Consider the following 22,370-nt stretch of genomic DNA (forward strand, 5'->3'; position numbering starts at 1 on the left):
GGTGCGGCGACTTTCAGGCGGTGACCGTCGGCAGGCGGTCGCGAACCCACCTGACGATCTGGCCAGCCGTCATAGCACCCGATGTGCGCGCGATTTCGCGCCCGCCATCGAAGAGGATCATCGTCGGGATGCCGCGAATGTCGAGCCTTGCCGCGACGGCCTGCTCATTGTCAGAATTGAGCTTGATCAGACGAATATGCGGCTCCAACTCGTTGGCCGCGGCCTCATACGCCGGCGCCATCATCTTGCAGGGACCGCACCAGGGTGCCCAGATATCGACGACAACGGGCAAGCTGCTGCGCGCGATCTGATGATCGAAGATCGCGGCGTTGACGTCTTCGGGATGGCCCGAAAACAGCCTGATCCCGCACTTTCCGCATTTCGCCTCCCTGGCATTGCGGGCCGACGGCAGGCGGTTGACCCCACCGCATTTGCTGCAAACCACCAGATTCTGCTGTGCCATGACCATTCACCGATTTTGCTGTGGTCCACTATGCGCGCCCGAGACGTCCATCGCCAAGAGTGCGCAGAGCGTTGAGGATGACCGCCACGTCGATCCCTTCCTGAAGCAATGCACCTGCCACCGGCGTGATCTGCCCCATGGCCGCCGCAACCATTGCTACCGCCGAGAGCGCCAACCCGACAACGATGCTTTGCAGGGCAATCGAACGCGTCCGTTGGGCAATCCGCACCGCCTCGGCGACAGGCTCCAGCCGGTCGGCGAGAACGATGACATCCGCTGCTTCGGAAGAGGCCGTCGCCCCGCGGGCGCCCATGGCGACGCCGACTGTCGCGGCGGCAAGGGCAGGCGCATCGTTGATGCCATCGCCGACCATCATTGTTGGCGCTGTTGCTTTCTCGGCCTCGACCGTCGCGACTTTATCCGCAGGAATGGCATCGGCGACGATGACATCCAGATCAAGCATGGCAGAAATACGCTTTGCCGCAGCACCGTCGTCACCTGTCAGCATGACCGTGCGCGTGATGCCGGCCGAGCGCAGCTTGCCGAGGGTGTCGCGCGCATCGACACGCAGGGCGTCCCCGAACGTGAAAATCCCGGCCAGGCGTCCGCCGAGTGCTACGAAAACCCTGAGCACCGGCTCATCCCGGTATCGTTCGTCACCGCTTGTCGCCCATTTGGGCAGCGGCTTGTCAGCGAGCACGAGTGTCCGCGATCCCGCCGCGATCGACATGTTTTCGACCCGGCCCTTCAGGCCCGCGCCGCGATACTCGCGAACGTCATGCGGATGCGAAAGCATCAGCTGCCTGCTGCGCGCCGCCCGGATGATCGAGTCGGCAAGCACATGGTGCGAGGCCTGTTCCAACGATGCCAACAGCCGCAGCAGATGGTCGGTGTTGCGGCCGGGTGCAGCTTCGATTTCGATGAGCTCGGCGCCACCGATGGTCAAGGTGCCGGTCTTGTCGAAGATCGCGGTTCGAACTTGCGCGAGGGCTTCCAGCGCCGCCGAGCCTTTCATCAGGATGCCAGCACGCGCGGCGCGCGATACGCCGCCGATGAAGGCAACAGGAGCAGCAAGGATGAGTGGGCAAGGTGTCGCGACAACCAGCACGGCAAGCGCCCGGATCGGATCACCGGAGATATACCAGGCGGCACCCGAGACAAGCAAAGTGGCCGGAAGCAGGAACAGGGCGAAGCGGTCGGCCATGCGAATAAAGGGCGATTTCGCGGTTTGCGCCGCCGCGACCATGCGCACGATCGCGGCATAGGTGCTCTGCTCCGCCAGGGCAGAAGCCCGCAAGCTAAAGGCCTCGCCCGCATTGACCGTGCCGCTGCGTAGTGTGTCGCCGGCGCTGCGCAGCACCGGTAATGGCTCGCCGGTCACCGCCGACTCGTCGAGCGATGCCGAAGCATCGAGCAGGATGCCGTCGACGGGTAGCAGCTCGCCGGCGCGTACCAGAAGAGCGTCGCCGACAGCGACTTCTTCGATGGGAATGGTTTCTGTTGCATGCGTCGACTTGCGATGTGCGACACGCGGTGACCGGTCGGTGAGTGCCTTGAGGTTCCGCTCGGCACGACCGCGGGCAAAATCCTCGAGCACGGTGCCGCCGGCATACATGATCGCGACCACCACTGCCGCCAGCGGTTGACGGAGCGACAGTGCGGCGGACATCGACACCAACGCAATTGCATCGACTCCGAAGCGGCCGATCCAGAAATCGCGCAGAATGGAGATGGCGAGAGCCGCCACCACGGGCAAGGTTGCCACCGTCCAGATCGTGTCGGCCTCAACGGCGCCGAATCCTGTTCGCCAGACTCCGACGCCAATGGCCAGGCCCACGATAGCAATGACCAGCAATGCGCGTCGCAGGGCAGACTCGTTCATACGATGTCCTCAACCTTGATGGTCCTTGTGGCGCTAAAGTTCGCGGACCATCTCATCAAGCAAGCGCCGTACATCGTTGGCGACCTGCGCAAGCTCGCGATTGTCGATGGCGCCCATGGAGGCAACGGGATCCACCGCCGCGACCTCCACCCTTCCGGGCTCGACCTCGGCGACGATGACGTTGCAGGGCAGCATAGTTCCTACCTTGTCGTCTGCCTGCAGCGCGCGCCAAGCGAAGTGCGGATTGCAAGCACCCAAGATAACGTAGGGTTTGAAATCGGCACCGAGCTTGGCCTTCATCACCCCTTGCACGTCGATTGAGGTCAAGACGCCAAAGCCCTTGTTTGCGAGCTTGCTGGTCACGTGGTTGATCGCAGCGGTGAACGGCATGTCGACGGTCTTGCTGAAATAGTAGCTCATCAACTCTCCAATCCTTTATCGCAACCGCTCACGCCACTTCGCGAGCGACCGCCTCGAACCTCATGCAACTTTAATCGTGATCCCCAGACGAGGCTTTGATCCAAAGCAACGAACGGGCAAGATCGATTGTGATTATTGCCGCGAACGGGAGACACAAGGGTGACGATCCGAAATCTCGAACATGCTTTCGCCCCGAAGTCGGTTGCCGTTTTCGGGGCATCGGTGCGCGTCGGCTCGGTCGGCCGTGTCGTCTTCGACAATATCGTCAGCGGCGGCTTCGCGGGCGAGATCTGGCCGGTCAATCCGAGATATTCGCAAGTGTCTGGTCGGCAATGCTATGCCAAGGCGGCCGATCTTCCCGGTGTTCCAGACCTTGGTGTCATCGTCACGCCGCCCGGGACAGTTCCCGCCATAGTGCGCGACCTTGCTGAAAAGGGCACGCGGGCGGCGGTTGTCATCACCGCCGGGTTGACGCGCGAAAACGGCCTGCGTCAGGCGATGCTCGATGCGGCCAAGCCCACTGTTTTCCGCATCATTGGGCCGAACACGGTCGGTCTGATGATCCCGCCATTACGGCTCAATGCCGGATTTGCGCATATGGCCGCCAGACCCGGCAACATCGCACTGCTGTCACAATCCGGCGCCATCGCCACGTCGCTGATTGACTGGGCGGCGGACAACCATGTCGGTTTCTCCCAGATCGTCTCTCTGGGCGACATGGCGGATGTCGACGTGGGAGATTGTCTCGACATGCTGGCGGGCGACATGCACACGCGCGCCATCGTGATGTATCTCGAAACCATTCCCAATCCGCGCAAGTTCATCTCGGCCGCCCGTGCGGCGGCACGCATCAAGCCGGTGATCGCGATCAAGTCGGGCCGGCACGAGCAATCGGCCAAAGCGGCCGCGACCCATACCGGCGCGCTATCGGGCGCCGATCGCGTCGTCGATGCGGCATTGCTGCGCGCTGGCATACTGCGCGTCAAAGGCCTCACCGAGTTGTTCGATGCGGTTGAAACGACCGCTCGTTTCGTTCCGCTAGAACGAGCCCGTGTCGGCATCGTCACCAATGGCGGCGGCGCCGGCGTGCTTGCCGTGGATCAACTCATCGAAGGCAACGGGGAACTGGCCGAACTGTCGCCGGAAACGATCGCCCGTCTGAATGCCGTCCTGCCGAGCACCTGGTCCCACGCCAATCCGGTCGACATTATCGGCGACGCCCCGCCAGAGCGCTATCGGGCCGCGATCGAGGCCGTGGCGGCCGATGCCGGAACCGACGTCGTCCTGGTCATGAACTGCCCGACCGGGCTCGGCTCGCCGCTTGCCGCGGCAAGCGCGGTGGCGGCGCTCGCGCAGGACGGCAAGATCGGCGGCAAACCGATGCTGACCTGCTGGCTTGGCGAACACACGGCTCGCGAAGGGCGGCGTGTTCTGCAGGATGCCGGCATTGCCAGCTTCGAAACGCCCTCCGATGCCGCAACGGCCGTCTCCTACCTGAGCGAATGGTCGCGGGCTCAGCGGGCATTGATGCGCACGCCGTCGAGTCGCAGCGAGGACGCCAGAAGCGGCCGAGAAGCCGTGCTTGCCATATTCAGGCAGGTCGCAAAAGGAGGCCGGCGAATGCTGACCGAGCCCGAAGCCAAGTCGGCGATTTCCGCCTACGGCATTCCGGTGCCCGAGACGATCGTCGCCAGATCTCCTGTCGAAGTGGAAGCGGCTGCCGGCCGGCTCCTCAAGACGTCCGCGCAGGTCGTCGTCAAGTTGTTGTCCAAGGCGATCTCGCACAAGTCGGACATTGGCGGGGTCATGCTTGGCATTACTACCTCTGCTGCCGCGGGGGAGGCGGCACGCTCAATCGAGGCGCGCGTGCGCAAGTCCGCACCGCAGGCTGATATCGAAGGCTATGCTGTCCAGCCCATGGTGGTGCGGAAACAGGCGCAGGAATTGATCCTTGGTGTCAGCCGCGATCCGATCTTCGGGCCAGCCATCCTGTTTGGAGCCGGTGGCGTTGCGGTCGAGGTGATGGACGATACCGCGATCGCGCTGCCGCCGCTCGACGACGTTCTTGCCGGTGATTTGATCGACCAAACGCGGATCGGCCGTCTGCTCGCCGGGTTCCGCGATCGCAAGCCGGCGGACAGGCAATCGATCATTGCAGCGCTCAACGGCCTGTCGCAGATGATCATCGACTTTCCGTGCCTGGTTTCGTTGGACATCAATCCACTGCTGGCCGACGCCGAGGGCGTGATTGCGCTTGACGCCCGCATCGAGATCGAGCCGGAACGCGTGGAAGAGGCGGGGCCTAACCCGGCGCTTGCCATCAGGCCTTATCCGTCGGGTTGGGAAAAGACGTTTTCGGTGGGCGACACGCACTATAACATTCGCCCTATCAAGCCGGCCGACATCGTGCTCTATCCCGAATTCCTTGCCAGGATTTCGCCTGACGATCTGCGCCTGCGTTTTCTGTCGCCGCGCAAAAGCTTCTCCGACCAGATGTTGAAGCGGCTCACCCAACTCGACTACGATCGCAACATAGCTTTCGTTGCTCTGGAGACGAGCACTGGCGCGCTGGCGGGTATCAGCCGCCTGTCTTGCGATCCGGACCACGCTGTCGCCGAATACGCCTTGCTGGTGCGTACGGATCTGCAGGGTCATGGTCTGGGCTGGGAACTGCTCAGGCAACTCGTCGATTATGCGAAGGCCGATGGGATTGATCGAATCGAAGGGATAATGCTCAGCGAGAACACGAGGATGCTGGCCATGTGCCGCGAGTTCGGCTTCTCGATAAGGCGTCATCCAATTGAAACCGGCCTTGTCGAGGCAACTCTCGAACTCCGTTGAGGCCGATCGCCCTACCGCACCGGTCAGGAGGCTGTGCGCAGGGTTTCGGACGTATCGCTCTCGGAGAGCTTTCTCAATTCCGCGACAGTGTCGGCGAGTTTTCGATCGGCGTCGATCTTTTGCCAGCCAGACTGGGTGGCACTTCGCTGCAATTGCCGCGAGAGGATATCTATCGTGGCGTCTGAAGGCCCGCCCTTGCGTTCACTGACCCGCTGCCAAAGGACGAGCGGGTCCGCCTCCAACCAAAATCCGGAGAATGGGACATCTCGGTCGCGCGCGGCCTTCTCGATTCGTCTACGATCCGCCGGCCTGTCGAAAACGGCATCGGCGACGACAGAACCGCCCTCGGAAAGGATCAGGCCGCCCCGCCATGCCATTTCCCGGTAGACGCGGTCGGAGACCTCCGGCCGGTAAGCCTTGTCCGGCAGCCGCGTCTCGGCGGGCACGCCATGCATGGCCTTGCGGATACGGTCACTTTCGACAATACGGGCGCCGGGCGGTGCCCCGATACGGGCGGCGAGCGCCTCGGCTATGGTCGTCTTGCCGGAACCACTGAGGCCGCCGATGGCGACGAGCCGCGGAGGCGTTTGCTGGAGAAATGTTCGGGCAAGTTCGAAATAAGATCTGGCCTCGGCAATCAACTTGTCGGAATCGGCACTGCCTTCCTCGACTTGCGTTGCGGTGACGTGCGCGCGTATAGCGGCTCGGACCGCCATGAAAAACGGCAGCAGGATGAAACCGTCCTCATCGTCGGCTTCGTCGAGATAGCGGTTCATCACAAGATTGGCGAGCTGCGGAAAACCCCGGTGCCAAAGATCCATCAACAGGAAGGCAAGATCGTAGAGCACGTCGATGCTGGCGATCTGGTCGTTGAATTCGATGCAATCGAAAAGGCGGGGCTCGCCGTCGAAGAGACAGATGTTGCGCAGGTGCAGATCGCCATGGCAGCGGCGGACCTTGCCGGCGGCTTCCCGGCGGTCGAGCAATTCTGAATACCGGGCGAGAGCGGTGCGGAAGGCCTCGGCAAAGCTCGTGACCTCTGCTTTTGCGAAAACGTGGCTGGTGGCGAAGCCGGCCTCGTTGATGTCGAGCACGCCAGCCATATTGGACGACCCGCTGCCATTGTGGACCGTCGGCGCGGCTCGGTGGTATCCCACGATCATGCGCGCGACGGCGGTCATGAGAGCCGGCGTCAGGTCTCCTGCGGTCGCCATCCGATCGAGGAGCCTCGACTGATCGAAGCGGACCATTTCGATCGCTGCATCGACCATTTGGCCGGTGCCATCGAAAGTCAACTTGCCGTCGGCTTCGCGAGTGACGCGCCGCACTCCCAGATAAAGGCCGGGTGCCGTCTTCGAGTTGAGTTCCACCTCTTTCTCGCAAGCGGCCAGCCTCAGCGTCGGCGTCGAGAAATCGACATAGGGCAGCTTGACCGCCCGCTTCATCTTGTAGGCGCGTTCACCAGTCAGAAAAATGCGCGAGATATGGGTCTCGATCGCCTCGACCTGTCCGGTCGCACCATACGAGGCAGAATCAAGCAGGAACGTGGTAGCGGATTGCTGGTCGTCAACAACCATGGCCGGCCTCCTCGATGCCTGTGTCTTGCGGAGACTGTTTCCGCCATCTGCATTCATTGCTGTAACGTCTCGACATAACCGGCCAGATCATGGATCCGTTCCCTGGTGACGATTTCCCCGGCGTTCGGACCATATTTCTTCACGTCACCGGGAAGGAATTGCTGGCCCCAGACCGGCATGTCGCGATCGCCATGCTCCGGTACCATGGCGCGGCCGTCGATCACGGCAAAGACGCGCCAATAAGGGAATTCTCCGCCATTGCGCATGGAGAGGCGCGTCAGGTCGCTCGGCCGCTTCAACAGCTCGTCGCCCAACGGTCCATCGCCCTTGCCTTCAGGGCCATGGCAGACGGCGCATGAGTTCATGTATTCCGCCTTGCCGTCGCCGAGTTCCTGGGCGGTGGCCGCGTCAAAAGCCAATCCTGCCAGAGCCGCCGCGATCAGGAATTTCATCTGCGTTTCCCCGATTGATCTACCGAACCTACAGCCTTGGCTTGCACGCACGTTGATGCGGATCAAATGCTGCCGCAGTTGATTCAGCGCAATGAACGCACCTGGCGCCCTCGCTAATGACTGAGATCACGACAGAACCTTCACTCGAAATGAGGAGTTGCCGCCGTGACTTTCAGGACACTGCTTACGGTTACCGGACCGAACCAGGGCGACGGCGATCTGAAGCTCGCCGCTGACCTGTGCGAACAGATCGGTGCCCATCTCTCCGTGCTCGTTCTCGAACTGGCCGCACCGCCCTCAGGCGGCGAGTATGCTGCTGTCGTCTCGCCAGCTTGGCTGGAGGAACGTCAGGCCGAGCTGAAAAGGCTTGAGAAACGAATTTCGGACGTCGCCAGCTTTCTCTCCCAGAGCGCCGTATCGGCTGATCTGAGCGACGACTATCCCGACACGGGATGGGCGGATGATGTCATCGGAAGGCGTGCCCGCTACGCCGATCTGACCATTCTGGGGCCGGATTTGCTGGCAAGCCATACGCTGAAGGATAAGGTCATCGAGGGCATGCTGTTCTCATCGGGAAAGCCCATGCTGCTCGTTCCCGAGGGCTCGCGCCCGACGCTGATGCCGAAGTGCGTCCTCGTTGCATGGGACGCCCGGCTTGAGTCATCGCGCGCTGTCCGCGAGTCGCTCCATATGCTGAAAGGCGCCGATGATGTGCGCCTTGTCATCGTCGATCCAATAGAAGATGAGTTCCATCATGGCGAGGAGCCAGGTGCAGATGCCGCGGCCTATCTTGCCCGGCACGGCGTGAAGGTTACGGTCGACCGGCTGCCGAGTTCGAACCATTCAGTCGCCGACGTGCTTCGCCGGCATGCCGGCGACGTTGGGGCCGAACTGATGGTCATGGGCGCCTATGGCCATTCCCGGTTGCGCGAGCGCATTTTCGGTGGCGTCACGAAGTCGATGCTTGACGATCAATCGCTGCCGATCCTGATGGCGCGATAACAAATCCATGTCACGAAAGATGGGCCGGCGCTGGATGCGCGGGCCCATTCCATTTCCCGCAATCGATTGGTCGAGCGGCCTACTCGCTTGCTTCTCGTCCGGACACCTGCTCGATGAGGATCCGGAAGAAGACATGCGGTGCACTGTCGGCCGGTGGAGGAACGACCGGCTTGAGTGCACCCGGTTCCCACCAGTCCGCGTGCTTGCTCAACACCGACCAGGCATGATCCCGCTCAAGCTTGTGGCCGATCCGATCAGGCAACTCTTCGTATCGGCCGTCGACGACGACGCTTCTCCATCCTCGCCCTTGGCCATGTTCGTCCACCTGGACGGACACCAGCGGATTGGCGCGCATCCATTCGATCTTCTTGCCAGGCATGGAGAACCCGTAAAGATGAGCATCCGCATGGGCGTAGTAGAAGGGCACGACGTAGGGCTGCCCGTCCTTCGCGCATGCCAGGCGGCCAACACGATTGGCTGTCAGCATCTTGGTGCACTCCAAGGCAGAAAGCGTGCGGATTAGCATGGCGTGACCTCCTATTTCTCGCGGTTGTCCCGTGTCTTTGACTTTGTGGCAGCTTTTGAACCATGGCCAGCGGCGCGTTGCGCACTTCGATGCTGTCCGGCTTTTTGCGACCGAACAGCCTCGTCCATCGCAGCGGCGACATCGCTGTCGGAGAGTTGAGGAAACCGAAGGTAATGGTAACTCAGGGCATGGAACTGTCTTGGCTGACTGAGGCAAACCACACGATCCGCTTCCCGTGCCAGTTCGGCCACTGTCTCCTGCGGTGAAACAGGAAGAGCCACGATGATTTCCCGCGGTGACCGGCGCTTGAGAGCGCGAACCGCGACCTTCATGGTTGTACCGGTCGCTGCACCGTCATCCACTATGATCGCTGTCTTGCCGGCGATCGACGGGGGCCGCCGGTTGCCTCGATAGGCAAGGCACCTGCGTTCAAGTTCAGGACGTTCTTTGGCGATCAAGACACGAAGCTCGTCGTCGTCGAGCGCGTAAGCCTCGACGATCTCACGGTTCAACACGACGTCCCCAGGCTCGCCGTCGACGATTGCGGCAACAGCCAGTTCGGAATTGCCTGGGGCGCCGACCTTCCGGACGATGAGCAGGTCGAGAGGAGCATCGAGGGCCTTGGCCACTTCCACCGCGACAGGAACCCCACCTCGCGGCAATGCCAGCACGACAGGCTGGTGCAGTTGAAGCTTGCTCAACTCCATGCCGAGCTTCTCTCCAGCCTCTTCCCGGTCGCGGAACATCGGTCAATCCACCGGCCACAATTTTCGAAGCGACTTCTTCATCGAGTTTCTGACCTGCACAATTTCGCCATGCGAAATATGTCGGTCGAGAAGTTTGAAAACCGCGTTGATCGCCACGTCGAAATCAACGTCGTCATCATAGCCGAAACTGGTTCTGACGCTGAGGACAAAATCACTTTTCTTGCGCTCGCACGCAGGCACCGATGGATTCCAGCCTTCGAAGTAGATGCCACGAATCAAAACAGGCAGTTGCGCCGAGAGATCGGCCGTTTCCGCTAGCGACAGCCAGTCTCGCACCGTATGCAAAACTGACCTCAGGAGGCGGCACGCGCTCGGTTCGCTCCAGCAAAGCTCCCTGGCAAGCTCGTTGACCCACTGCTGCGCCTGCTGGGCAGCGTGGGTGAAGCCGGCAAAGGAGGTATGGGACATCTGGCTCATGACGTGCTCCTTGAAGTTCGATCTCCATCGTCAAACGTCGCGGGCGTCCGCGCATTGCGCCGGATCAATTGGCCCTCAACTCAGCGGTGCGCTATCTCAATTCGAGATGAGCCGATGGAACGACCCGCTCTGGAGTACCGAGCGCGTCACACCACCAAAAGTCGTTTCACGCACACGGCTATGACCATAGCCGCCGAGCACAATGAGATCGGCCGCAATCTCCCGTCCGATCTGGAGCAGGATTTCCGCCGGTTCGGAGCGGCGCGAATCCAAGACTTCCGATCGCGCCTTCACCCCGTGGCGTGTCAGGAAGAGTTCGACATCCGCAACATTTTCCCGAGGTGCAGGGCCTCCATTGTCCACGGTGGCGATCACAACATCCCTGGCATTGATCAGGAAGGGCATGGCGTCGACGACGGCACGTCGCGCTTCCCGCGTGTCAGTCCATGCAATCAGGATGCTTTCGGCCTTGATCGGGGCAGGGGTTTCCGGCGCCACAAGTATGGGACGGCCTGCCGCAAGGATCAGGCTTGCGGTGTCCAGGATGCGGTGATGATCGACCACCAGGTCGATCATCGGCGAGCCAGTTACGATCAGGTCGGCGGCACGTGCATTGAGCGCAAGCTGCCGGGTCGGATTTCCTATTTCGCCGCGCCACGAGGCGCGATTGCTACCGTTGACAACGCTTAGGAATTCCTCGCTCAAGCAGTTGAGGCGACCTTCTATCTCCTCCACCTGGGACCACATCGCCTTGGTCGCGGCCCTGTCGTCGGCGCCGGTTGGCATGACAAAATGCGGCTCGGCCGCACAGAAGCCAATCAGATAGGCCTCATGCCGTTGAGCGAGATCCCACGCCATCGAGATGAGCGGCGCGGCGATGGTGTCCACGTCCAGTTGAACCATGATCGTCTTGAAAGCCATCACTTCAGCCTTTTTGCCGTTGAAGCGAGCTAGCCACGAAGAAGGGACAAGGGCCTTGATGCGTGTCAAACACGGCAACGAGACCAGACGGCGCTCGATTGCCCATGCAGTCCGGCAAAGGTCATGCGCCTGTTGATCCTGATCAACGACCTGACGGCGAATGGCGGTAGCGTTGTCTGGCGGGCACTTTGTTTGCCGCCTCACAATGGAGTAACCGATGATGCAGACCTATCCACGGCCGTCGCAATTCGGCATGCAACCCTTGCCGACAGCGGAACATGGCCAGAAGCTCATCCTCGCTGCCGTGTCTCTTCAGGCGCACACCTTCAAGGCGATGATGCGCTATCAGATCGAAACGCTCGCGTTTCTGAAACATCGTTACGAGCAGGATGTTAAGCTTGCCGAGGATCTCATCGACGGTTCCGAGTTCAACGACGCCTTCGACATCTTCTCCACCTTCCTGCAGAATGCGGCATCGGAATACACTACGGAAGCCGGCAAGGTTGCGGCACTGACTTCCAAGCTCGCTTCGGAAACGGCCAGGCGCGTGCGCAAGGAAGCCAGAACCGCTATCGAGGACGTGGCGGCGAAGACAGTCGCGTAGATTGGAAATGCGGAGGCCAGCAACCATGAACGCCTGTATGAGCAGCGGTAGTCACGGGCGTTGTCTACGGGTTTCGGCGCTGGCAGCGGTGTTGCTTGGTTGCGTACTGCCAGCCCTGGCCGATGGGGTAACGGAACGCGGAAAGGCGTTGGTGGAAGTCAATTGCGCTCGCTGCCACGCCATTGGAGAAACCGACAAGAGCAGCCATCCCGACGCGCCCGCCTTTCGCACCCTGTCGAAGCGCTATCCGATTACGGATCTCGAGGAAGCACTCGCCGAAGGCATTTCGACCGGCCACCCGGACATGCCTGAGTGGGTTGCCAGCCCCGACCAGATCGAGGCAATCATTGCCTACATCAGCAGCTTGCAGCAACCGTGACCGAGGCCACGGAGACGGCAGGCGATCGAGTCTGACGGGCTCCGCAGGCCGATCGCGCCCCAGCGGCCCCAGACTGAGCTAGGGCAACATCCGGTCGGCGGCACGGAAGAACGTTCGTGCATGCGCGATGATCTGCGCTTCGGTGGGATGGTCCACCGTTTCAACGCCGATAATGCGATCCTTCAAGTGGGGATAGTGGTTGCGGATATGCTTGGCCAGTTCATCCTTTGCCGATCCTGGCCCCACGATCAACCATTCCCTCGCAGGCTGCAGGGCGCCGACGACGTCGTGGTAGAAGGGCTGGTTTTCCGGTGCACGCTTGCCGTCGACGGTGCCTGCCTTGTTGTGGGTCTGATGATGCGCAAGCGTGGTGGCAAGCCTCAGGCTCTCGGCTGTGTCACGATTGAAGAAAAACACCTTGGCTTCGCGATGGTCCAACCAGGCGACGGCATGTTGGGTCTGCATGTCTATGGATCCTTGAGTTTTGTTGAGGGGATGCGCGCAATCGACGCGGTGAAGCACCGCTTGCCTCACGCGGACTGAGACTGCAGCGTTGCCAGGATCGAGCCGGGTTCGATGACGGCATTCGCTGTGGCGACGATCGTCGCGCGGCCAGCTGCCGGCGCGACAATCTCGTGCAGCGCGTCCTCAATTCGGACTTCGGCTATTCGCTCACCGGCCTCGATATCGTCACCGCTGCCAATGAACCAACGCTCCAGAATGCCCTCGGGCAACATGCTGGACGCCCATAGCGCTTCGTCGACCTTGATATACTGCATCGCAATTCTCCTTATGGGTCGAATGATATTCCCGCCGCCGCGGCGGGCCTTGATCACGATCAAAGAGCAAACAGGATGCGAGCCCTCTCGAAGGCGGCCCGCAATCGGCGCGTGTTTGACCGGCATCAAGGCGTCGAGTGCCAGCAAGTGCACTTCATCATGCATTCGACCGCATCATCGAAAGGCGCCGGCTATGTCCTACAAGTCAATCATCGTGAACCTTGCCGTGGATTCACCTCCGGCGGCCATGGTGAAATTGGGGATCGAGCTCGCGGAGCGATTTGGCGCCCGTCTCATCGGTCTGGCGGCAGCGGATGTCCCACCATTGGTCGCGACAGGCGACGGCATGGTCTACGAAGGCGAGATCATGCAGATCCAGCGCACGGAAATCGAAAAACGGCTTGCCGAACTGCGTGCCGAGTTCGAGAGGCTGGTTCCTGCTTCGATCTTTAGCGAATGGGGGCAAGCCGTTTGCAGCCCAACCCGCTTCCTGAGCGTTTCGGCCCGAGCGGCCGACCTCATCGTTACCGGTGAGGCAGGAGACAATGTGTTTCGCGCCGTCGATATCGGCAGTCTGGCACTCGGTGCCGGCCGTCCGGTCTTGGTCACTGCAAACAATGTCGAACACGTCCTTGCAAAAACCGTTCTCGTTGCCTGGAAAGACACCAGGGAGGCGCGGCGTGCGATAGCTGATGCATTGCCTTTCCTGGCTACGGCCAACGAGGTTGTCATAGCAACGATAGACACCGACCGCGACGAAAGCACTCGTGACAGCCTCGACGATGTCGCCGTCTTTCTTGCAGGCCATGGCATCAAGGCGCGAACCGAGTTGATCGCTGGCGAGGCTGACGGCGATCGGTTGCTGACATTCGCACGTTCGATCCATGCAGACCTGATCGTCTCCGGCGCCTATGGCCACAGCCGTCTGCGGGAATGGGCGTTCGGCGGCGTCACCCGCACGCTGATCGAAGAGAGCAGCATCAACCGCTTCATGTCGTATTGATGATCTCCCGTATCGTACCCGGCGAAGTTGACCAGCAATCCGTCCCCGACGGCGGTGCCTATTGGTCGATCGAGACCAATGACCTCCTGCGACGCCTCGAGACATCTGCCTTGGGCCTTGCCACTTCCGAGGCCGCATCCAGGCTTGCAGAATTCGGCCGAAACACGCTGGCCTCGCGGTCCGGCACGTCGGCGTTGACCGTCTTTGTCCGGCAATTCCGCAGCCCACTGGTCCTGATCCTTATTTTCGCGGCCAGCGTGTCGGCCTTCGTCGGCGAGGGGCAGGAGGCTGCAATCATCGGTGCGATCGTGCTGGCAAGCTGTATCCTAAGCTTTACCCAGGAGTACGGCGCGTCGCGTGCCACGGAAGCGCTGAAACAGCGCATTTCGCGCAAGGCTGTCGTGCTGCGTGATGGTATTGAGTGCTCGGTTGCTGCCGAAGATATCGTGCCGGGCGATGTGATCCGCCTTTCGGCCGGAAACCTCATTCCCGCGGACGGTATCATCCTGGACGCACGCGATTTCAATGTCAGCGAGGCCGTGCTGACCGGCGAAACCTTTCCCGTCGTGAAGGCACCAGGACGGGCGTTGCCAGAGGCTTCCCTCGCACAGCGCACCAACGCGGTCTTCACCGGCACATCGGTCCGCAGTGGCACTGCAACCGTGCTTGCGGTAGCCACTGGCACCAGCACCGAATTTGCATCCATCGCCGCGGCCTTGGAGCGACAAATTCCCGAAACAGGGTTTGCCCAGGGTATCAGGCTGTTCGGCTATCTCATGACCGAGATCATGCTGGCGATTGTCATCCTGGTGTTCTTCGCCAACCTGATGCTGCATCGCCCACTGATTGAATCGCTGCTGTTTTCGCTGGCACTTGCGGTTGGCCTCACGCCGGAACTTCTTCCGGCGATCATCAGCGTGACGCTTGCTCGAGGTGCCCGGGCGATGGCGGCCAATGGCGTCATCGTGCGCCGTCTCGATGCCATCGAGAATTTGGGCAGCATGGACCTGCTTTGCACCGACAAGACCGGAACATTGACCGAAGGTGTCATCCACCTCGATGGATGGCTCGATGTCGACGGCAATCCGTCGACGGATATCCTGCTTTGGGCACGTCTCAACGCAACCATGCAGACCGGGCTGAAGAACCCTCTGGACGAAGCGATCGCTGGAGCGCCGGGCGAGGGCGCATCAATGGCCGCTTTCACCAAGGTCGACGAGGTCCCCTACGATTTCATCCGCAAGCGGCTATCCGTTGTTGTCCGGACCAAGGATGCCGAAAATCTCCTGATCACGAAGGGCGCCGTACAAAATGTCCTCGAAACCTGCAGCTTTGTCCGTACGGTGAAAGGGCTGGAGCCCCTCGATGAGACGCATCGTGCGGCAATCGATGAGAAATTCCGGCGCTGGAGCGCGGACGGCTACCGCGTTCTAGGCGTGGCAATCCGTCGATTTGAAAGCCGGAATGCACTTGGCAGGAAAGATGAGATCGATCTCGCCTTCGCGGGCTTCCTGCTTTTCCTCGACCCGCCAAAGGAAGGCGTCAGGGAGACGCTTGCAGCGCTCGCCCACCGTGGCATCGCGGTGAAGGTCATTTCGGGCGACAACCGTTACGTCGCCGCGCATCTCGCCGACGCGGTCGGGTTGCGAACTGACAGGATCATGACCGGTGAGGACCTGTCTAAGCTGACGAAGAGTGCGCTTTTCGCAAGCGTGCAGCATACCGATCTCTTCGTCGAGATCGATCCCAACCAGAAGGAGCGCATCGTTCAGGCATTCCGGAGCCGCGGCCATGTCGTCGGTTATCTGGGCGATGGCATCAACGATGCGCCCGCTTTGCACGAGGCCGACATCGGCATCTCCGTCGACTCGGCAGTCGATGTCGCCCGCGAGGCTGCCGACATCATCCTTCTCAAACAGGATTTGGGCGTACTCGTGCGCGGTGTTGACGACGGCCGCAAGACCTTCGCCAACACGATGAAATATATCTCCATCACGACCAGCGCCAATTTCGGCAACATGGTCAGCATGGCTGTCGCCTCGCTGTTCCTGCCCTTCCTGCCGCTGCTGGCAGCGCAGATCCTGCTCAACAACTTCCTGTCGGACATTCCCTCGCTGGCTATCGCCGGCGACAATGTCGACGCAGACCAGCTGCGCCGACCGCGTCGCTGGGATATCGGCTTCGTCAGGCGATTCATGATCGGCTTTGGTTTGGTCAGTTCGCTATTCGACTTCGCAACCTTCGCTTTTTTGCTGTTTGTTGCACATGCGACAGCGGCTGCCTTCCAGACCGGATGGTTCGTCGAGTCACTGCTGACAGAGCTCGCCATCGTGCTCATCGTGCGCACGCACAAGGCGTTCTGGGCGAGCCGTCCTAGCCTCCTGCTTGCAGGGCTTACGCTCGCAGTGGCGGCTGTTGCGATCGTCATACCTTACGTGCCCTTCGCCGTGCACTTCGGCTTTGTACCGCTGCCGCTGCCCGTGCTTGTCGGACTCGTCGCGATCACCGCGCTCTATCTGTTGGCCTCGGAGGTAACCAAGCGCTGGTTCTTTGACCATGAGGGCAGACACTCGCATCGATCGAGAGGAGGACGGGCCACCGCCAATAGAACCGTACCCCGTCCGGCCCATGCCCAAAGAGTCGCTCATGAGTGAGACTCCGGGCATGGCAAGACATGCAGCCATACAGCCCACTGCAGGCCATCGAAAGGCCGTGAGACCAGCCCATCGACGGTCCGCAAGTCAATCCGACACGTTAGCCGCCCATTGCGGTCCTGGAGACATTCACACCGAGATCGTAGACCAGCAGGCCACCGTAGTATGCTGTAGTGGTCACAAGCACTGCCCCTGCGATTTCGATCACAGGAACGGCGATAGCCACTGGCCCCAGCTCGCGATTGCGGACCCACAAGGCGAACCTGACGACGCCCCAAATCAGAAAGGCAAAGGCCGTGATGCCGCCAAGACTCTCGTGAATCTCCGCAATGTCGCTACTGAAGCCGGCCGCTTCGGCATGATCGAGAGCGAGTCCGCCATAGAACCAGGTTCCAATGGCGAAAGCCCCGGCTGCGAGCGCGACAAAAGTAGAAATCGTCCCCGCGCCAGAACGCCTTGTTACCGCGTTGCCGCGGGCGAGCGCCACAAGGTCGATTACCGCCAGTGCGTAGATGAGGACAATGGGAAAATGCACGAGCATGGGATGAATATGCTGGACGGGTATCATGATAGGAAAATCTCCGTAGGTCAGGCTAAAGGCACGCGGCCTTGCAGGACGAGGCGTTCGGTGGGTGGGCGGCGTCAGCGGCGCGGCGGCATCGATGAATGTCGCGAACAGCGGTTGGAAAGTTTAGTCGTCTCCAAGAGCGTCGCCCTCGTCCTCGCCGCCGAATGCGGCTCCGCCGAGGACATGGTTGTCACCGCACTCGTCATCGCCGACACCTTTGATGGCCTTAGGGGTGGTCGTGTCCTGCATCGGTATGGCCTCGAGGTCGATAGGCCCGGAAGGCGCTATGGAGGATGGCGCTCCGCACAACCCTTCGTCGGATTCAGCGGCCGCGGGCAGGGCAAAGCTCGCCAGGCCCGCGAGCACCGCTAGCAGAAGCATGGAATTGCGCATGGTTTCGATATCCTTCTCGGCGCGGCCATGATTGGACGCGACGATCCTGATAGAGGACCTTTGCTTGCTGGCGGCTGAGGACGATTGACAGCAGATTGAAAGCTTCGACGTGCGACATGCACCGTTCATGAGAGCCATTCTAAAGCACCTGGCAATGGCAGGTTTGGCCGGGCTTGTCCTGGCCCAGCCACTCGCCGCGCGCTCTGACGAGGACGACGATGGTGACCACGACCGGGCGCGGGACCTGTACGAGCATGGCGAAATAAGAGGCCTTTCCAATATCCTCGATATTGTTCGCGCGCAGGCTCCAGGCGACATCGTCGCAGTCGATCTGATCCGCAAGGCCAACAAATGGGTTTACCGGTTCCAGGTCGTCGGTGCCGATGGCCGGCGAAAGACTGTCGATGTTGACGCCGGCGCCGGTGTCATCATGCGCGATGGGGAGGGCGACTGATGAAGATCCTCCTGGCCGAGGACGAGCCCCGTATCGCTGCCGATATCGCGACCGCCCTCAAGGCGTCCGGAATGGCGGTCGATGTCGTGCGGGATGGTGAAGCTGCCTGGTTCGCAGGCGATGTCGAGACTTATGATGCCGCGATTCTGGATCTCGGATTGCCCAAGCTCGATGGCCTCACGATCTTGAAACGTTGGCGAGCCAACGCCCGCCGGTTTCCGGTTCTCATCCTCACCGCAAGGGGGATGTGGACGGAGCGTGTGGAGGGCATCAACTCCGGTGCTGACGACTATCTTCCCAAGCCTTTTGAAATGGAAGAACTGCTCGCCCGGTTGCGGGCAATCCTGCGGCGCTCGGCAGGGCAGGCGGCACCCGTTCTGAGGTCCGGCCCGCTACTTCTGGACACGCGCCAGATGCGCATTTCGCTTCGCGGCATTCCCGTTTCTCTTTCGCCGCTGGAATACCGGCTCCTCGCGTTTCTGATGCATCATGCAGGGCGGGTGGTGGCGCCGACCGAACTGGCTGAGCATCTTTACGATTCAGGCAACGACCGCGATCCGAACGCGATCGAGGTCATCGTAGCGCGGCTGCGCCGGAAGCTCGGCAGCGATATCATCGAAACGCGGCGCGGCTTCGGGTATTTGATGCCCGACGATCCAGCCTGATGGGCAACTCGATCCGCCTCAGGCTGTGGCTGGCGGCAACGATCTCGATCCTTGTCGCGCTTGCCATAGCCGGCGCCGGCTTGCGCTATCTGTTCGAACTTCACGTCGAGCGGCGCGTGGTGGGCGAGCTGACGGTCGACCTCAACGAGCTAATCGGTGCAACGACCTTTACAAGCGATGGTCGCCTTGTCGTGACCCCAGTGCTGACCGATCCGCGGTTTGCCAATCCACTCTCCGGTTACTACTGGCAGGTGGAGGACATCGCCACCGGCAGTCTCGAGCGCTCACGATCATTGTGGGACGCCAAGTTGCTCCTGCCTGCCCGGAGCGCAGATGGTGGGCTGCGAACGGTCGAGGAGTTCACGGGCCCGGGCGGAGAACTCAGTATTGCGGTCGAGCGTACGATCATCGATGCCGGAGGCCGGTCCTTTCGCGCCATCGTGGCGGAAGATCATCGAACCGTTGAGGTGTCTGTAAGCGAGTATGTTCGCGATCTCGCTCCGGCTCTCTTGATGCTCGCTGCAGTTCTCATGGCCGCGTTTTTCATCCAGATCACCATCGGCCTTGCGCCGCTGGTGACCTTGCGGGTCGCCGTCGGAAGCGTGATCGGGAAGCGAGCGGCAAGGCTCGATGTGGTGGCACCGAGCGAGGTGCAGCCACTCGCGGACGAAATCAATCGCCTTCTCGATGCCCAGGAGAAGGCTCTTGCGCGAGCTCGCTCGCGCGCCACCGATCTGGCGCACGGCCTCAAGACGCCGCTGCAAGTCCTGTCGGCCGACATCCGTGCCTTGCGCAAGAAAGGCGAGACGGATCTGGCCGACGAGATCGAGAAGAGCTCAGGAGCGATCCGGCGCCATGTCGAGCGGGAGCTCGCGCGCGCCCGCCTCGCGCCCGGCGTTTCCGGCGAGGCATCCTGCCTTGTATCGGAGGTCGCGGCTGGCGTCATTGCAGTCGTCAAGCGCACACCAAGCGGCAAGCAGCTTTCATTCAAGATGGAGGTCGCGGAAGACCTGATGGCGCCAATCGACGAAGGCGACCTGTCAGAAATCCTCGGCAATCTGGTCGAGAACGCCGCGCGCTACGCAAAATCGTCAGTCAGTGTCGATGCATCCTCGGCGGCTGGCGAGGTGATCATCGCTGTTACCGATGACGGACCTGGGATACCGGATGCGGATCGCGAATCCGCCTTGTCGAGAGGCGTCCAGCTCGACAGCAAGGGCGGCAGCAGCGGCCTTGGCCTGGCCATCGTTTCCGACATCGTTGAAGCCTATGGCGGACGCCTTGCCATGGCCAATGCCGATCCGGGTCTGGTCGTGACCATTTCCTTGCCGCGACACAGTTGAGCGCGCTTCAGGCAAAGCCCGGGAAATAATCGACCTTTATCTTCGAGCGGCGAACGCCCATGGCGCGCAGCTTCCGGCGCATCGCCTTGACCATCGCCTGCGGGCCGGAAATGTAGAAGGTGCGCTCGAGGTAGTCGGGCATAGCCAGACGTATCAAGCGCTCGTCGATGTATCCGGGATACTGGCCACGCTCACCCCCTCGCGCCACAGCGTGGATGGTCTTGATTCCAAGTTCCTGCCTTGCGGCGCCAAGTACGTCGCGATAGGCGATGTCCTGCTGGCCTTCGGTTCCGTAGAGGATGACGATCGGTCGCCGCTCCTTGCGGTCGAGGAGATATTGCAGCATCGACCGGAACGGTGTGATGCCGATGCCTCCGGCCAGGAAAGCGATCTTGGTTTCACGCCGGGCGGGCAGCGTGAAGTTGCCGGCCAGTTGCGCGGCGTGGATCGTGCTGCCTGGCTTCAAGGTCATTAATTCGCGTTTGAAGGCGCTTGATCGCGGATAGAACTTGACGCCGAGGCGGACCGTTTCCTCCGTAGGCGCCGAGGCTACCGTGAAATAACGGCGGTTGCCGCGATTGTCGGCACGATCGATGCCAAGCGTCCATTCGAGATACTGGCCGGCCTCAAAGGCGAGCTTGCGCGGCGACCGGAAGATGAAGTCAAAGCTGTCGACAGCCGATTGCTCGACGCGTTCGAGCGTCAGCACGAAACGTCCCTTGGGTCCTGTCGCATAAGCAAACAGGTTGCCGGCGAGCAGCGCCAGTTCCGGTGTGAAATAGAACGAGCCGATATGGATGTTGGGAGCAAACAGGAAGCCGACGATGGCGGCAAAGGCGATGCGCGGCCAACGCATCGTCGGTGCGGTCAGCGGCTCGGTCAGCATCACAAAGGCAAAGAACAGCAGGGGCGACGAACCAAGTGTCTCCGTAAGCGCGGTCCAGTACTGCGATGGGTCCGTGGTCGCCAGAATGGTCGCGAGCGCCACGATGACGAAGGTCGAGACAAGATCAAGCCGGCGCAATTTCCGGACAATGAGCATGCCGCCGACGAGCACGAGAGGAAGCAACGGCAGATTGCCCCCAACCCACCAGGTGGCCGGTTGGTCGAGCAGCAGCGCGGATAGCGCCACGCCCAATGTAGCCGGATTGAAAAGATGCTTCCTACCGATGGCGAGAATGAATTTGGATGAAATCGCCCAGACGGACACGAATACCACCGCCGCGATTCCCTTGATGTCCGTGGTAGCCACCGGATCGAGGATGAGCGCAAGGATGAGCGCGGTGATGTAGACGGACTCGTTGTTGGCCGGGACTGCGAAGACATGTGCGAAGACCTTGTTGGTGAGCCAGCAGGCGGCCAGCGCCAAAGCCGTCGTGAAGGCGAGCGCAATCGGATCATGTGGCACCAGCTTGACGAAGCCGAGCACGAACGCTGCTGTGACCAGAGCGATCAGATAGTAGAGGACCAGCCGGTACATGGTCAGGTGATCGAGAATTCGGTCGATGGTCTTGATCATGGCAGGCAAAGGGCTCCGAACCCGGTTGTCGGCGTGGCACGGCCATTGGCGTCAACGACATACCCTTCGAGGCCTGGCGTCTGCTCGATGAAGTGAATGCCGTCCCGCCCCATGGCGAAGGCCGCGGTGGCGAAACGATCGGCTTCGAGCACATCGGCGCCGATGACGGTCAGGCTGACGATGTCCTGGATCGGACTGCCAATTGCATGCGGGTTGTAGATGTGTTGACCGCGGACATAGGTGCCGGAGGTCGCCACACCGCGACCGCGGGGATAGACGACCTTTACGATCTCGTGCGCGTTGAATGGATTGCGGATGCCGATGCTCCAGTCATGACCCGAAGCATTCTTGCCGCGGGACTGGATATCGCCGCCCGCCTCGATGAAGAAATCGCTGATGCCTGCGCGTTGAACAATCCCGGCCGCATTGCGAATGGCCCAGCCCTTGACGATGCCGGAAGGATCGAGCGACCCGTCGGGCTTGCGAATATCGAAGTATCCGTCCGTCTCGTTTTTTGTCTGTTCGGCAATGGCCAGCACGTCCATCATCTCGCCGCTCCAGTCGACGACCGGAGCGTCGCCGCGGTTGATGGTCGTGATCTCGCTGTCGGCCCGGTATGTGCTGAAGCGCCGGTCGATATGCTCGAAATAGCCGAAGACCGTCTCGATCAGCTCACCGCTCGACGCGCCGCTGACGTCGACCGTAATGGGCATTCCCATCAAAACTCGCGTTTCACGCATG

The 22,370-nt window shown here is 61.3% G+C and carries 24 protein-coding genes; 9 read left to right on the forward strand and 15 right to left on the reverse strand.

The features are described 5' to 3' along the window. Positions 1–13: 13 nt before the first annotated feature. From trxC to ACZ89F_RS35920, 3 genes are read right to left on the reverse strand one after another with little or no spacing between them, the layout of a single operon-like run. Positions 14–463: a thioredoxin TrxC gene (gene trxC / locus ACZ89F_RS35910; protein WP_476096981.1), complete on the reverse strand. Its 450-nt coding sequence runs from the start codon at positions 461–463 to the stop codon at positions 14–16. 28 nt (positions 464–491) lie between these two features. Further along, positions 492–2,345, reverse strand: a complete 1,854-nt coding sequence (locus ACZ89F_RS35915; RefSeq protein ID WP_476096983.1) for a heavy metal translocating P-type ATPase — start codon at positions 2,343–2,345, stop codon at positions 492–494. 33 nt (positions 2,346–2,378) lie between these two features. Continuing rightward, a complete protein-coding gene (locus tag ACZ89F_RS35920; protein WP_476096985.1) occupies positions 2,379–2,765 on the reverse strand; it encodes a DUF302 domain-containing protein in 387 nt (128 codons plus the stop codon). Positions 2,766–2,924: 159 nt separating this feature from the next. Here ACZ89F_RS35920 and ACZ89F_RS35925 point away from each other — a divergent pair, with 159 nt between their 5' ends. Then, positions 2,925–5,606, forward strand: a complete 2,682-nt coding sequence (locus ACZ89F_RS35925) for a bifunctional acetate--CoA ligase family protein/GNAT family N-acetyltransferase (RefSeq protein WP_476096986.1) — start codon at positions 2,925–2,927, stop codon at positions 5,604–5,606. A 23-nt stretch (positions 5,607–5,629) separates the two neighbouring features. On the opposite strand, the gene ACZ89F_RS35930 is transcribed toward ACZ89F_RS35925, so the two are convergent. After that, positions 5,630–7,183, reverse strand: coding sequence for a bifunctional aminoglycoside phosphotransferase/ATP-binding protein (locus ACZ89F_RS35930; protein WP_476096988.1), 1,554 nt, complete (start codon positions 7,181–7,183; stop codon positions 5,630–5,632). Between the two features lie 53 nt (positions 7,184–7,236). Then, positions 7,237–7,635 carry a c-type cytochrome gene (locus ACZ89F_RS35935; protein ID WP_476096990.1) on the reverse strand — a complete coding sequence of 133 codons (399 nt, stop codon included), beginning with the start codon at positions 7,633–7,635 and terminating at the stop codon, positions 7,237–7,239. Between the two features lie 165 nt (positions 7,636–7,800). Between ACZ89F_RS35935 and ACZ89F_RS35940 the strand changes: the two genes are divergently transcribed. Continuing rightward, on the forward strand, positions 7,801–8,637 hold the full coding sequence (locus ACZ89F_RS35940; protein WP_476096992.1) for a universal stress protein: 837 nt from the start codon (positions 7,801–7,803) through the stop codon (positions 8,635–8,637). Positions 8,638–8,716: 79 nt separating this feature from the next. On the opposite strand, the gene ACZ89F_RS35945 is transcribed toward ACZ89F_RS35940, so the two are convergent. The 4 genes from ACZ89F_RS35945 to ACZ89F_RS35960 form a co-directional block, all read right to left on the reverse strand. After that, positions 8,717–9,163, reverse strand: coding sequence for a pyridoxamine 5'-phosphate oxidase family protein (locus ACZ89F_RS35945; protein WP_476096994.1), 447 nt, complete (start codon positions 9,161–9,163; stop codon positions 8,717–8,719). A gap of 11 nt (positions 9,164–9,174) precedes the next feature. Continuing rightward, the gene (locus ACZ89F_RS35950) at positions 9,175–9,909 is read right to left on the reverse strand and encodes a phosphoribosyltransferase (protein WP_476096995.1); all 735 of its coding nucleotides are present in this window, start codon (positions 9,907–9,909) and stop codon (positions 9,175–9,177) included. A gap of 3 nt (positions 9,910–9,912) precedes the next feature. Then, positions 9,913–10,347 carry a DUF2267 domain-containing protein gene (locus ACZ89F_RS35955; RefSeq protein ID WP_476096996.1) on the reverse strand — a complete coding sequence of 145 codons (435 nt, stop codon included), beginning with the start codon at positions 10,345–10,347 and terminating at the stop codon, positions 9,913–9,915. Positions 10,348–10,443: 96 nt separating this feature from the next. After that, the gene (locus ACZ89F_RS35960) at positions 10,444–11,268 is read right to left on the reverse strand and encodes a universal stress protein (RefSeq protein WP_476096997.1); all 825 of its coding nucleotides are present in this window, start codon (positions 11,266–11,268) and stop codon (positions 10,444–10,446) included. 217 nt (positions 11,269–11,485) lie between these two features. Between ACZ89F_RS35960 and ACZ89F_RS35965 the strand changes: the two genes are divergently transcribed. Together ACZ89F_RS35965 and ACZ89F_RS35970 are read left to right on the forward strand one after the other, a co-directional pair. After that, entirely contained in the window at positions 11,486–11,872 is a 387-nt protein-coding gene (locus ACZ89F_RS35965; protein WP_476096998.1) for a phasin family protein, read from the forward strand. Between the two features lie 25 nt (positions 11,873–11,897). Beyond that, the gene (locus ACZ89F_RS35970) at positions 11,898–12,251 is read left to right on the forward strand and encodes a c-type cytochrome (RefSeq protein WP_476097000.1); all 354 of its coding nucleotides are present in this window, start codon (positions 11,898–11,900) and stop codon (positions 12,249–12,251) included. Positions 12,252–12,329: 78 nt separating this feature from the next. On the opposite strand, the gene ACZ89F_RS35975 is transcribed toward ACZ89F_RS35970, so the two are convergent. Both ACZ89F_RS35975 and ACZ89F_RS35980 read right to left on the reverse strand, forming a co-directional pair. Beyond that, on the reverse strand, positions 12,330–12,773 hold the full coding sequence (locus ACZ89F_RS35975; protein WP_476097002.1) for a translational machinery protein: 444 nt from the start codon (positions 12,771–12,773) through the stop codon (positions 12,330–12,332). 8 nt (positions 12,774–12,781) lie between these two features. Next, positions 12,782–13,177, reverse strand: coding sequence for a lipoyl domain-containing protein (locus ACZ89F_RS35980; protein ID WP_476097003.1), 396 nt, complete (start codon positions 13,175–13,177; stop codon positions 12,782–12,784). A 46-nt stretch (positions 13,178–13,223) separates the two neighbouring features. Between ACZ89F_RS35980 and ACZ89F_RS35985 the strand changes: the two genes are divergently transcribed. Continuing rightward, the gene (locus ACZ89F_RS35985; protein ID WP_476097464.1) at positions 13,224–14,033 is read left to right on the forward strand and encodes a universal stress protein; all 810 of its coding nucleotides are present in this window, start codon (positions 13,224–13,226) and stop codon (positions 14,031–14,033) included. Next, entirely contained in the window at positions 14,033–16,687 is a 2,655-nt protein-coding gene (gene mgtA, locus ACZ89F_RS35990; RefSeq protein WP_476097004.1) for a magnesium-translocating P-type ATPase, read from the forward strand. The genes ACZ89F_RS35985 and mgtA overlap by 1 nt, the downstream gene beginning before the upstream one ends. A gap of 100 nt (positions 16,688–16,787) precedes the next feature. Here mgtA and ACZ89F_RS35995 read toward each other — a convergent pair whose 3' ends face one another. After that, entirely contained in the window at positions 16,788–17,255 is a 468-nt protein-coding gene (locus ACZ89F_RS35995; RefSeq protein ID WP_476097006.1) for a DUF2231 domain-containing protein, read from the reverse strand. Positions 17,256–17,378: 123 nt separating this feature from the next. Next, positions 17,379–17,786, reverse strand: coding sequence for a hypothetical protein (locus tag ACZ89F_RS36000; protein ID WP_476097008.1), 408 nt, complete (start codon positions 17,784–17,786; stop codon positions 17,379–17,381). 16 nt (positions 17,787–17,802) lie between these two features. Between ACZ89F_RS36000 and ACZ89F_RS36005 the strand changes: the two genes are divergently transcribed. The 3 genes from ACZ89F_RS36005 to ACZ89F_RS36015 are packed head-to-tail and all read left to right on the forward strand — an operon-like array spanning position 17,803 to position 20,110. Then, complete coding sequence (locus ACZ89F_RS36005; RefSeq protein ID WP_476097009.1) at positions 17,803–18,102, forward strand: PepSY domain-containing protein; 300 nt, start codon at positions 17,803–17,805, stop codon at positions 18,100–18,102. Beyond that, a complete protein-coding gene (locus ACZ89F_RS36010) occupies positions 18,102–18,767 on the forward strand; it encodes a response regulator transcription factor (protein ID WP_476097011.1) in 666 nt (221 codons plus the stop codon). The genes ACZ89F_RS36005 and ACZ89F_RS36010 overlap by 1 nt, the downstream gene beginning before the upstream one ends. After that, positions 18,767–20,110 (forward strand): sensor histidine kinase, encoded by a 1,344-nt coding sequence (locus ACZ89F_RS36015; RefSeq protein WP_476097013.1) that lies wholly within the window; start codon positions 18,767–18,769, stop codon positions 20,108–20,110. Before ACZ89F_RS36010 ends, ACZ89F_RS36015 begins: the two co-directional genes overlap by 1 nt. A 7-nt stretch (positions 20,111–20,117) precedes the next feature. On the opposite strand, the gene ACZ89F_RS36020 is transcribed toward ACZ89F_RS36015, so the two are convergent. Together ACZ89F_RS36020 and ACZ89F_RS36025 are read right to left on the reverse strand one after the other, a co-directional pair. Then, a complete protein-coding gene (locus tag ACZ89F_RS36020; RefSeq protein ID WP_476097015.1) occupies positions 20,118–21,629 on the reverse strand; it encodes an FAD-dependent oxidoreductase in 1,512 nt (503 codons plus the stop codon). Beyond that, entirely contained in the window at positions 21,626–22,348 is a 723-nt protein-coding gene (locus tag ACZ89F_RS36025) for an FAD:protein FMN transferase (RefSeq protein ID WP_476097016.1), read from the reverse strand. The genes ACZ89F_RS36020 and ACZ89F_RS36025 overlap by 4 nt, the downstream gene beginning before the upstream one ends. Positions 22,349–22,370: the final 22 nt, after the last annotated feature.

The organism is Mesorhizobium sp. USDA 3734 (assembly GCF_056279665.1).

Excerpts from the sequence above, each read along its gene's own strand:
- ACZ89F_RS35945 (WP_476096994.1), bottom strand. The coding sequence starts at position 9,163 with ATGCTAATCCGCACGCTTTCTGCCTTGGAGTGCACCAAGATGCTGACA.
- ACZ89F_RS36020 (WP_476097015.1), bottom strand. The coding sequence starts at position 21,629 with ATGATCAAGACCATCGACCGAATTCTCGATCACCTGACCATGTACCGG.
- ACZ89F_RS35960 (WP_476096997.1), bottom strand. The coding sequence starts at position 11,268 with ATGGCTTTCAAGACGATCATGGTTCAACTGGACGTGGACACCATCGCC.
- ACZ89F_RS35995 (WP_476097006.1), bottom strand. The coding sequence starts at position 17,255 with ATGATACCCGTCCAGCATATTCATCCCATGCTCGTGCATTTTCCCATT.
- trxC (WP_476096981.1), bottom strand. The coding sequence starts at position 463 with ATGGCACAGCAGAATCTGGTGGTTTGCAGCAAATGCGGTGGGGTCAAC.
- ACZ89F_RS35915 (WP_476096983.1), bottom strand. The coding sequence starts at position 2,345 with ATGAACGAGTCTGCCCTGCGACGCGCATTGCTGGTCATTGCTATCGTG.
- ACZ89F_RS36000 (WP_476097008.1), bottom strand. The coding sequence starts at position 17,786 with ATGGCTCTCATGAACGGTGCATGTCGCACGTCGAAGCTTTCAATCTGC.
- ACZ89F_RS35970 (WP_476097000.1), top strand. The coding sequence starts at position 11,898 with ATGAACGCCTGTATGAGCAGCGGTAGTCACGGGCGTTGTCTACGGGTT.
- mgtA (WP_476097004.1), top strand. The coding sequence starts at position 14,033 with ATGATCTCCCGTATCGTACCCGGCGAAGTTGACCAGCAATCCGTCCCC.
- ACZ89F_RS35935 (WP_476096990.1), bottom strand. The coding sequence starts at position 7,635 with ATGAAATTCCTGATCGCGGCGGCTCTGGCAGGATTGGCTTTTGACGCG.
- ACZ89F_RS36025 (WP_476097016.1), bottom strand. The coding sequence starts at position 22,348 with ATGGGAATGCCCATTACGGTCGACGTCAGCGGCGCGTCGAGCGGTGAG.
- ACZ89F_RS36015 (WP_476097013.1), top strand. The coding sequence starts at position 18,767 with ATGGGCAACTCGATCCGCCTCAGGCTGTGGCTGGCGGCAACGATCTCG.
- ACZ89F_RS36010 (WP_476097011.1), top strand. The coding sequence starts at position 18,102 with ATGAAGATCCTCCTGGCCGAGGACGAGCCCCGTATCGCTGCCGATATC.
- ACZ89F_RS35920 (WP_476096985.1), bottom strand. The coding sequence starts at position 2,765 with ATGAGCTACTATTTCAGCAAGACCGTCGACATGCCGTTCACCGCTGCG.
- ACZ89F_RS35930 (WP_476096988.1), bottom strand. The coding sequence starts at position 7,183 with ATGGTTGTTGACGACCAGCAATCCGCTACCACGTTCCTGCTTGATTCT.
- ACZ89F_RS35965 (WP_476096998.1), top strand. The coding sequence starts at position 11,486 with ATGATGCAGACCTATCCACGGCCGTCGCAATTCGGCATGCAACCCTTG.
- ACZ89F_RS35985 (WP_476097464.1), top strand. The coding sequence starts at position 13,224 with ATGTCCTACAAGTCAATCATCGTGAACCTTGCCGTGGATTCACCTCCG.
- ACZ89F_RS35955 (WP_476096996.1), bottom strand. The coding sequence starts at position 10,347 with ATGAGCCAGATGTCCCATACCTCCTTTGCCGGCTTCACCCACGCTGCC.
- ACZ89F_RS36005 (WP_476097009.1), top strand. The coding sequence starts at position 17,803 with ATGGCAGGTTTGGCCGGGCTTGTCCTGGCCCAGCCACTCGCCGCGCGC.
- ACZ89F_RS35950 (WP_476096995.1), bottom strand. The coding sequence starts at position 9,909 with ATGTTCCGCGACCGGGAAGAGGCTGGAGAGAAGCTCGGCATGGAGTTG.